The sequence below is a fragment of the Streptomyces sp. NPDC007162 genome (genome assembly GCF_040634175.1).
Lineage (GTDB): Bacteria > Actinomycetota > Actinomycetes > Streptomycetales > Streptomycetaceae > Streptomyces.
The window spans coordinates 1-9,715 of record NZ_JBEYFC010000358.1 but is presented as its reverse complement, the minus strand read 5'-3'; the positions used below and the strand labels follow the sequence as shown (position 1 = coordinate 9,715).

The 9,715-nt window shown below is 71.2% G+C and carries 8 protein-coding genes; 2 read left to right on the top strand and 6 right to left on the bottom strand.

Features of this window, described 5'->3' with window-relative positions; genetic code table 11:
* Positions 1-48 precede the first annotated feature (48 nt).
* The 5 genes from ABZ646_RS32095 to ABZ646_RS32075 form a co-directional block, all read right to left on the bottom strand.
* Positions 49-936, bottom strand: a complete 888-nt coding sequence (locus tag ABZ646_RS32095; RefSeq protein WP_360526628.1) for a hypothetical protein — start codon at positions 934-936, stop codon at positions 49-51.
* Positions 937-1,105: 169 nt separating this feature from the next.
* Positions 1,106-3,241: an ABC transporter ATP-binding protein gene (locus ABZ646_RS32090; protein WP_360526625.1), complete on the bottom strand. Its 2,136-nt coding sequence runs from the start codon at positions 3,239-3,241 to the stop codon at positions 1,106-1,108.
* A gap of 93 nt (positions 3,242-3,334) precedes the next feature.
* Positions 3,335-3,469, bottom strand: coding sequence for a hypothetical protein (locus ABZ646_RS32085; protein ID WP_360526622.1), 135 nt, complete (start codon positions 3,467-3,469; stop codon positions 3,335-3,337).
* Between the two features lie 250 nt (positions 3,470-3,719).
* Complete coding sequence (locus ABZ646_RS32080; protein ID WP_360526619.1) at positions 3,720-4,484, bottom strand: metallophosphoesterase family protein; 765 nt, start codon at positions 4,482-4,484, stop codon at positions 3,720-3,722.
* Positions 4,468-7,437 carry an FAD-binding and (Fe-S)-binding domain-containing protein gene (locus ABZ646_RS32075; RefSeq protein ID WP_360526616.1) on the bottom strand — a complete coding sequence of 990 codons (2,970 nt, stop codon included), beginning with the start codon at positions 7,435-7,437 and terminating at the stop codon, positions 4,468-4,470. Before ABZ646_RS32075 ends, ABZ646_RS32080 begins: the two co-directional genes overlap by 17 nt.
* A 156-nt stretch (positions 7,438-7,593) precedes the next feature.
* Between ABZ646_RS32075 and serC the strand changes: the two genes are divergently transcribed.
* The gene (gene serC / locus ABZ646_RS32070) at positions 7,594-8,712 is read left to right on the top strand and encodes a phosphoserine transaminase (RefSeq protein ID WP_360526613.1); all 1,119 of its coding nucleotides are present in this window, start codon (positions 7,594-7,596) and stop codon (positions 8,710-8,712) included.
* A 160-nt stretch (positions 8,713-8,872) separates the two neighbouring features.
* Positions 8,873-9,355: a hypothetical protein gene (locus ABZ646_RS32065; RefSeq protein WP_360526610.1), complete on the top strand. Its 483-nt coding sequence runs from the start codon at positions 8,873-8,875 to the stop codon at positions 9,353-9,355.
* Between the two features lie 55 nt (positions 9,356-9,410).
* Here the strand turns inward: ABZ646_RS32065 and gcvH are convergent.
* Positions 9,411-9,715, bottom strand: a 305-nt coding sequence (gene gcvH / locus ABZ646_RS32060) for a glycine cleavage system protein GcvH (protein ID WP_360526607.1), incomplete at its 5' end; no start/stop codon positions are given.

Genomic DNA, 9,715 nt, shown 5'->3' with positions numbered 1-9,715 from the left:
GTGGCCGGATGGAGCTGCTTCCGGAACGGGAGCCTCTTACGGAGGGGACTACCTGACGTCGACGTAGTCGCCGGTCGCCGTGGCGGCGCCGGTGGTGGCGTTGGTGGCGAACGAGTAGCGGTAGTACCCGTCGACGGTCGCCTTGGTGGTGGTCTTCAGGGCGCCGCCGGTGCCGGTGGTGACGGTCTTGAGGGTGGTGTAGGTGTTGCTGCCCTTCTTGCGGAACTGCAGCTGCACCTTCTGCGACGCGTAGCCGGTGTACTTGCCGGTGTTCCAGTCGGCGCGCGTCAGCTTGCCGGTGACGGTGATGGTCCTGCCCTTCTTCACCGGCTCCGGGGTGGCGTCGACGGTCAGCTTGGACGCCTTCTTGATCTTGCCGGTGCCGATGTTGTCGTCGAAGCTGGCGCTCGCGTTGAGGTCGTAGCCGCCGATGGCGAGCTTCCAGGTGCCGGCGACGCCGTTGTTCTTCAGGTCGGTGGCCGCATGGATGTTGAAGACGGCCTTGCAGCTGTACACGCCGGTCTGGGTGGTCGACTCGGTGCAGACCGGGTCGTCGTCGGTGCCCAGGGCGCCGGTGATGGTGTCCGTGCTGGAGGGGTCGGTGCCCTGCCAGAGGAAGGCCTCGGTGACCGCGACTCCGCTGGAGCTGGTGGCGGTGTAGGTCGCGGTGACGGACTTGTTGGTGGTGGTCCCGAGGACGATGTCCTTGCCGCCGTTGACGACGCCCTTCGAGAAGGTGATGGTCCCGATCCCGGTCTTCGGCCGGACGGTACGCGCGGAGTCCGCGGCGTGCCCGGCGGACACGGACTTCGCGGAGAAGGAGCTGAGCTGCGCCTTCGCGCTCGGGCCCGACGCCGCCTGGGCGGCCACCGGGACGACGAGCGCGGACAGTGCGACCGCACCGGACAGAGCGGTGGCCGCGACACGTATACGCATGTGAATCCCCCCTGGGATTGCGAGGGGCCCGGCGAGTCGCCCCCGGCCGGGCCCATTGGCGTATGCAGCCTACGAACCAAGTGGAGAACTATTGAAGATCTCCTGTGCAATAGGTGTGTAACAAGGCGCATGTGACGGGCACTCACCTGAGGTGCGGCCCGTCCGCGGCTCAGATGCCGGGCCAGGGCTCCTCGTCCCGGAACAGGGGACGGCCGTCGGGGAGGGCGGTGGGCACGGCCGCCCCGTACTCGCCCGGTACGGGCATCGGCTGCGCGCCGGCTTCGTACGCGGGCCGGGGCCACAGCCCCGCGGCCGCGTCCACGTTGTAGTCGTACGTGTCCCCGTACGGCTGCTGGTAGGCGTACCCGTCACCCTGGGGCGCCCCAACTCCCACGGCATCTGCCATGGGTGCCGCACCGCCGTGTTCCACGAACAGCGGCAGGCGCAGTTCACCGGTGTCCATGATCGCGTTGTTCTGGGAGCGGTGCAGCCGGGAGTAGGCACCGCCGCGGGCGAGGAGTTCGTCGTGGCGGCCGGTCTCGACGACGCGGCCGCCGTCGACGACGAGGATGCGGTCGGCGTCGGGGGCGAGGTTCAGGTCGTGGGTGATCATGATGGTCGTACGGCCGGTCATCAGGCGGCGCAGCGGCTTGACGACGCGGCGCGCGGCCATCGCGTCCAGGCCGGTGGTGGGTTCGTCGAGGACCAGGACGGGGGCGTCACGCAGGATGGCGCGGGCGATGGCCAGGCGCTGGAGCTGACCGCCGGAGAGCCGGGCCGAGTTGGGGTCGACCCTGGTGTCGTAGCCGTCGGGGAGCCGGACGATGAAGTCGTGCGCGTCGGCCGCCTTCGCCGCGTCCTCGATGGCCTGGTCACTGGCGCCGGGCCGGCCGCAGGCGATGTTGGCGCGGACGGTGTCGTGCAGGACGAGGGTCTCCTGGGGGAGGAGGGTGATGTACTCGCGCAGCCGGGCCAGCGGGAAGTCGCGGACGGGGACGCCGTCGAGGAGCACCTGCCCGCTGTCCGGGTCGTAGAAGCGGAGCAGCATCTTGGAGACGGTGGACTTGCCGGCGCCACTGGGGCCGGTGATGATCACGAGTTCGCCGGGGCTGACGGCGAAGGAGAGGCCCTCCAGGGCGGTCCTGTCGGCGCCGGGGTAGCGGAAGCCCACGTCGCGGACCTCGACGGCGCCGTCGGGCCGGCCGGAGTCGGTGCCGCGGCGCGGGTCGGTGACCGAGGGCCGCACGTCGAGGATCTCGATCAGCCGTTCCGCGCCCGCCGTGGCGGCGGTGACGGTGAGGCCGAGCTGGGCGAGGCCGCGCACGGGCGGGTAGAGGTAGCCGAGGAAGGCGGAGAAGGCGAGGAGCTGGCCGAGGGTCATGCGGCCGGTGGAGATCTCCCAGGCGCCGATGCCGATCACGGCGAGGACGCAGACGGTCTCGATGACCGCGACGAGCTGTTCGTAGGCCTCGTTGAGACGGGTGGAGCGGACGGAGGCGCGGAACCAGGCGTTCGCCTCCTCGTTCAGGCGGCGGCGTTCGGCGTCCCGGCGGTCGTACGCCTGGGTGAGCACGATGTTGCCGAGGGACTCCTCGACGACGGACGTGATGGCGCCGTCGGCGGCCCGGCCCTCCCTGGACACGTCCTTGATGGAGCCGGAGAAGCGGCGCGCGGCCAGCCAGAACAGCGGGGCGAGGACGAAGGTGGCGGCGGCCAGGTCCCAGCGCAGCCAGAACGCGGCGGCGGCGTAGAAGACGGCGCTGAACAGGGCGGACGCGGCACCCACGAGCCCGGACACGACCAGGGTCTCGATGGTGTCGACGTCGCTGGTCAGCCGGGACAGCAGGTCGCCCTGGCGGTGGCGCTGGAAGAAGTGCGGGGGCAGCTGCTGGACGTGGTCGAAGACGTGTTCGCGCAGCCGCAGCACGAAGCGTTCGGTGGTCCAGGCGGCGAGGGAGTTGCCGGCGTAGGCGACGATCGCGCCGACGACGGCGACGCCCAGCCATTGGGCCGCCGGGCTCCAGAAGGCACTGAGCGAGCCCTTCTGCAGGGCGTGGTCGGTGAGGTCGCCGAAGAGGAGGATGGCCTCGGTCTCGGCGAGGGCGGCGATCACCGTGCACACCCAGACGATCACCAGCCAGCGGCGCAGGCCCCTGGTGAGCGGCCAGAAGCGGCGGAACGCGGTGCGGGCCGGGATGGTGGGCGTGTGCCCGTCGTCATCCTCGTACTCGTCGTCCTCCTCCTCGTATTCCGAGCCGTCGACTTCGTACTCGTATTCCGTGCCCTCACTCTCCTTCACGCGCATTGCACACTACCTCCGCTCTCCGGCGCCGGAATTACTGGAATTCAGGAAGCGAAAAGGACCGACGGCGCACCGTCGGTCCTTTTCAAATTTGCGTCAGTTGTCCTGACCCGGACCCTGGATGGGCTTCGGAGCCGGCTTCGGAGCCTTCTTCTTGGGCTTCGGCGGCGGGGGCGGGGGCAGCTGCTTCTTGGGCTTGGGGGGCAGCGGGGCGAGCTTCTTGAGGCTCATTCCGACTCCTTGAGAGTTCGAAGTGCAAGTGGTGCGGATGGTGCGAGAATTCTCTGGGGGCAACGTACGGGGATTTTGGATCGTCATCCTCGGCAATCCCCGCCGCCCGACATCGACGAACTTACACGGCCCGGATCCCAAGCAACGGCAAAGTCGGCTCGCCAACGGCAAACAGGCGCTGTGAATACCTGGGTAACAGCTGTATAACGGCCCCGAACCTGAGAGTTCTCTTGAGAAGCTGAGAGTCAGCTTATGAAGCAGTCCTCGGGGTCCAGGTCGTCAGTACCTCCGTGTCCGTCGCGCGGGCGTGGAGGAAGTAGTCCGCCCACTGACCGATCTCCGGGTAGGCGCACTCCCGCACCAGGCGGGTCACCGCCGCCGCCGTGTCGTACGGCGTGACGCGCAGGTCGGTGCCGGGGCCGAGGAGGCACCAGTGGGCGCCGGGGCGGCCGTAGGGCATGCCCACGCTGCCCGGGTTGACGACCAGACGGCCGTGGGCGAGACGGACGTAGGGCATGTGGGTGTGACCGCAGACGACGGCTTCGATGTCCGGGTCGAGGGTGGCGAAGACCTCCGCCCAGCGGTCCAGGGGCGAGTCGACCAGGACGATCTCCTCGTCGTCGCGGGGAGTCGCGTGGCAGAACAGGACTCGGCCGAGGCCCCGGATGCCCAGGGTCACCGTCCCTGGCAGGGCGGCCAGGAAGTCGACATGGGCCTCGGTCAGCGCGTTCGCCGCGAACACGCCTATGGGGTCCGGGATCTCCGTACGCTCGCCCCTGCGGTACTCCACCAGTTCCCGGTCCGCGTTCCCCGACAGCCACAGCACCCTGTCACCCAGCTCGCGCAAGGTGTCGATCACCGCGGCGGGTTGCGGGCCCGCCGTGATGTCGCCGGTGAGGACGATGCGGTCGGCCCCCGCCACGTCCGGCTCCGCCAGGACCGCCTCCAGCGCCGGTAACACCCCGTGGATGTCGGAGAGGACCGCGACCCGGTCCAGCTCAGTCTTCTTCGTCAATTCCGTCTCCCTCCAGGCCCTCCGCCAGCACCTCCGCCAGGTGGCGGCCCCGTACCCCCGCCAGCTGTTCCAGCTGGGTGCGGCAGGAGTAACCGTCCGCCAGGATCAGCGTGTCCGGGGCCGCGTCCCGTACCGCCGGCAGCAGTTGTTCCTCCGCGCATGCTCTCGACACCTCGAAGTGCCCCTTCTCGAAGCCGAAGTTCCCTGCCAGGCCGCAGCAGCCGCCGGCCAGGTCGCCGGTGAGGGCGGCGGCCTCGCGCAGGCGGCGGTCGGGGGCGTCGCCCAGGACCGCGTGCTGGTGGCAGTGGGTCTGGCCGGCGACCGGGCGGTGCAGGCGGGGCGGGGTCCAGTCGGGCGCCAGGCGTTCCAGGGCCTCCGCGAAGGTGAGCACCCTCGCGGCGAGGCGGGCGGCCCGCGGGTCGTCGGGCAGCAGCTCCGGGAGGTCGCCGCGGAGAGCGGCGGCGCAGCTGGGCTCCAGGACGACGAACGGCGGCGACGGGGACTCGTCCGCCGCTTCGGGTGACGGCTCCGGCAGGAGCAGAAGCGGCTCCAGGAGGTCCAGCGTCCGGTTCAGTACCTTGCGGGCCCGGTCCAGTTGGCCCGTGGAGATGTAGGTGAGGCCGCAGCAGGGGCGGGTTCGGCGGGCGGGCCAGGAGAAGGGGACGGCGGCCCGTGGCTCGCCGTTGTCCGGCCTTCGTGCGTTCGGTCGGCGCGCCGGCAGTTCCAGGACCTCTGTGCCTGCCGCTTCCAGCACCCGTACGGCGGCGCGGCCCACGGACGGTGACAGGTGCTCGGTGAAGGTGTCCGGCCACAGGAAGACCGTGCGGGTGGGCAGCTCCGGTCGGAGTCCCGCTCGCGCCCGCGCCGCCCGGTGCCGCAGCCGCTTCCGCTGCCGGCGCCGCTCCCAGCGGCTGAACGGCTCCCTCGCGAGGCGCGGGACCGCCCGCTCCGGTGCGATGCCGCCCAGGCGTTTGGCCGCCGCCGCGAGCGGGCGCACCGAGGCGAGCGCGTTGACGACCGCCGCCGTGCGGGTGCCGGCCACCAGACGCAGCCACTCCGGCAGCCTGCCCATGCTGTGGTGGGCGGCCGGCCGGCGCCGCCCTTCGTAGTGGTGGTGCAGGAACTCCGCCTTGTAGGTCGCCATGTCCACCCCGACCGGGCAGTCCGAGCGGCAGCCCTTGCAGGACAGGCACAGGTCGAGGGCGTCCCTGACCTCCGTGGAGCGCCAGCCGTCCGTCACCAGGTCGCCCGCCAGCATCTCGTGCAGCAGCCGGGCCCGGCCGCGCGTCGAGTGCTCCTCCTCGCCCGTCGCCCGGAAGGACGGGCACATGACGGCGGGGCCGGACACCGTCGTCGTACGGCACTTCGCCACGCCCACGCAGCGGCGGACCGCCGCCGTGAAGTCACCGCCGTCGGACGGGTAGCCGAAGGTCACGGCCACCGGTTCGCGGGGGAGGACGGAGAAGCGGAGATTCGTGTCCAGGGGGGCGGGGCGGACCAGCATGCCGGGGTTGAGGAGGTCGTCCGGGTCCCAGACGTCCTTGGCCCGCTCGAACAGCGCCACCGTCTCCTGCCCGTACATCCTGGGGAGCAGTTCGGCCCGCGCCTGGCCGTCCCCGTGCTCCCCGGAGAGCGAGCCGCCGTGCGCCACCACCACCTCGGCCAGTTCCTCCGAGAAGCGGCGGAAGCGGGCCACCCCCGCCTCGCCGAGCAGGTCGAAGTCGATGCGGACGTGGATACAGCCGTCCCCGAAGTGGCCGTACGGGGTGCCGCGCAGGCCGTGAGCCGACAGCAGGCTCCTGAAGTCGCGCAGGTAGGCGCCCAGGCGGGCCGGCGGCACCGCGCAGTCCTCCCAGCCGGGCCAGGCCTCGGTGCCGTCCGGCATCCGGGTCGCCGTACCGGAGGCGTCCTCCCGGATGCGCCACAGTGCGCGCTGCCCGGCCGGGTCGGTGACGAGACGTGCGTCGAGGACGTCCGCCGCCCGGACGATCGTCTCCGCCCGCGCGCGGGCCTCGGCGGCCGTCTCGCCGCCCGTCTCCACGAACAGCCAGGCGCCGCCCCGCGGGAGCCCGGCCGGGGACGGCACCAGGTCGGCGGCCATGCCCTCCACGGTCAGCGGTGAGAAGGCGAGCAGTCCGGCCGCGGCCTGCGCCGCCGCACTCTCGTCGGCGTACCCGAGGACGGCCAGCGCACGCACCCGCGGCGACGCGACGAGACGCACGGTCGCCTCGGTGAGGATGCCCAGCGTGCCCTCGCTGCCGCAGAAGGACCGGGCCACGTCGGCGCCCTTCTCGGGCAGCAGGGCGTCCAGCGCGTACCCGGAGATCCGGCGGGGCAGGTCGGGGAAGCCGGTGCGCAGCCGGGCCAGGTCGCCGGCCACCAGGTCCCGCAGCCCGTCCGGTGCCCCGGCCCAGTCCCGCCCCAGCCGCAGCCGCCGGCCGCGCGCGGTGATCACGTCCAGTTCATGGACGCTGTCCGCGGTGGTGCCCCAGGCCACGCTGTGCGAGCCGCAGGAGTTGTTGCCGATCATGCCGCCGAGGGTGCAGCGGCTGTGCGTGGAGGGGTCGGGGCCGAAGCGCAGGCCGTGCGGGGCGGCGGCCTCCTGGAGGCGGTCCAGGACGAGCCCCGGCTGGACGACGGCCGTACGGGTGGCCGGGTCCAGGTCGACCAGGCGGTTCATGTGCCGGGTGAAGTCCAGCACCACGCCGGTGCCCGTGGCCTGCCCCGCGATCGACGTGCCCCCACCGCGCGCGACCACCGGCACCCCGTGGCCGCGGCACACCTCCAGGACGGCGGTCACGTCGTCCGCGTCCCGGGGGGCCACCACCCCCGCCGGGACCCGCCGGTAGTTGGACGCGTCCATGGTGACCAGCGCCCGGGACGTGACGTCGAAGCCGACCTCGCCCCGGACGGCCCCCCGCAGTTCCGCCTCGAATCCCGCCAGTTCCGTCATGCGTCCAGGATGCATCCGATCACACACAGTCACCGAATCTTTTCCACAACCGCGCCCGTATCGTCGTACAACCTCACAAGTCCAGGGCGTGGTGATCTCGTCTCATCGGACGGACACGGTTCCGTCCCGTTTCACCCACCGGATACCCTCCGAGTCGTGGCTGACATCCAGATTCCTGCTGACATCAAGCCCGCGGACGGTCGGTTCGGCGCGGGTCCCTCCAAAGTGCGGGTCGAGGCGCTGGACGCGCTGGCCGCCACCGGTACCTCCCTCCTCGGCACCTCCCACCGCCAGGCCCCGGTCAAGAACCTGGTCGGGCAGGTCCGGGAGGGCATCAGCGCCCTCTTCTCCCTCCCGGACGGCTACGAGGTCGTCCTCGGCAACGGCGGCTCCACCGCCTTCTGGGACGTCGCCACCCACGGACTGATCGACAACAAGTCCCAGCACCTCAATTTCGGCGAGTTCTCGTCCAAGTTCGCCAAGGCGGCCAAGCTCGCCCCCTGGCTGGCCGAGCCCACCGTGATCGCCTCCGACCCGGGCACCCACCCGGAGCCGCAGGCCGAGGCGGGCGTCGACGTCTACGCCTTCACCCACAACGAGACCTCGACCGGTGTCGCCATGCCGATCCAGCGGGTCGCGGGCGCCGACGAGGGCGCGCTCGTCCTCGTGGACGCCACCTCCGGCGCGGGCGGCCTCCCGGTCGACGTCAGCGAGACCGACGTCTACTACTTCGCCCCGCAGAAGTCCTTCGCCTCCGACGGCGGCCTGTGGATCGGCGTCTTCTCCCCGGCCGCGATCGAGCGCGCCGAGCGCGTCCACGCCTCCGGCCGGCACGTCCCGGAATTCTTCAGCCTCCCCACGGCGATCGACAACTCCCGCAAGAACCAGACGTACAACACCCCGGCCCTCGCCACCCTCTTCCTGCTGAACCAGCAGCTGGAGTGGCTCAACGGCCAGGGCGGCCTCGCCTTCTCCACGGCCCGGACGAAGGACTCCTCGACCCGCCTCTACACCTGGGCGGAGGAGTCGAAGTACGCCACGCCGTTCGTCTCCGACCCGGCCAAGCGCTCCCAGGTCATCGGCACGATCGACTTCGCCGACGAGATCGACGCGGCCGCCGTCGCCAAGGCGCTGCGCGCCAACGGCATCGTCGACACCGAGCCCTACCGCAAGCTCGGCCGCAACCAGCTGCGCGTCGCGATGTTCCCGGCGATCGACCCGGCGGACGTCGAGGCGCTCACCACGTGCATCGACTACGTGATCGAGAAGCTCTAGCAGGGCAGCGCCAACTCCCGTAACAAGCTGCTGGTTTACCCGGAAGGCATGATCAAGGCAAAGCCTTCCGGGGACCGTTGAGTCCCCTTCGTCGCACACCGGACACTATGTGACCCCTGCGCCCCAGCCGGGCCGTGCGACGAAGGAGACCCACGCGTACATGAACAGACCGATACCGGGCACCGTCGAGGTGGCGGTGCGCCACATCCTCAGCGACAAGGTGACGGGCTTCCTCGTCCGCACCCGCACCATGATCTGGAAGGACAACGTCTTCCGGGTCCGCCGCCCGCAGGCCGGCAAGCAGACCGTCGAGCTCACCTGCCCCGTCTGTGACGCGTCCCTGCTGGCCGAGGTCCGCACCGAGGCGCGCGCCCGCCGGACCAGGATCGTCCTGCGCACCCTGGCGGCCCTCTGCGCGATCGTCTTCTTCGCGGCCCTCGGCTACGTCGTCCACGAGGGCGGCAAGACCCTGCCCGAGGGGCAGTCGCTGCCGACCCTGTTCCCGGTCAGCGTCGTCGCGGCCTTCGTCACGTTCGCCGTCACTCCCGCGCTCTTCATCAACAGCCGTGTCTACAACGGCGTCAGCCTGCTGGACGCCCCCAAACCGCGCCGCAGGCACGCGGTCAGGCCGGTGAAGGGCTGAGCGCCGGGCAGACCGGGGGGCACCGGCGGATCACCGCGGGCGCCCCCCCGTGGAGTCACTCCGCGATGAGCTTCTGGTACGCCTTGGCGTCCAGCAGCCCGTTGGAGGCCCCACCCTTGGTCCTGATCTTGAACAGCCACATGTCGTACGGCTCGGCGTTGACCATCTCGGGGTCGTCGACGACGTCGGCGTTGACCTCGACGATCTCCCCGTCGAGCGGGCTGAACAGGTCGGAGGCCGCCTTCACGGACTCCACCACGCCGACGGGCTGCCCGGCCTCGGCCTTCCTGCCGACCTCGGGCAGCTCGAAGAAGACGATGTCACCGAGCGTCTTCTGGGCGTGGTCGGTGATACCGACGG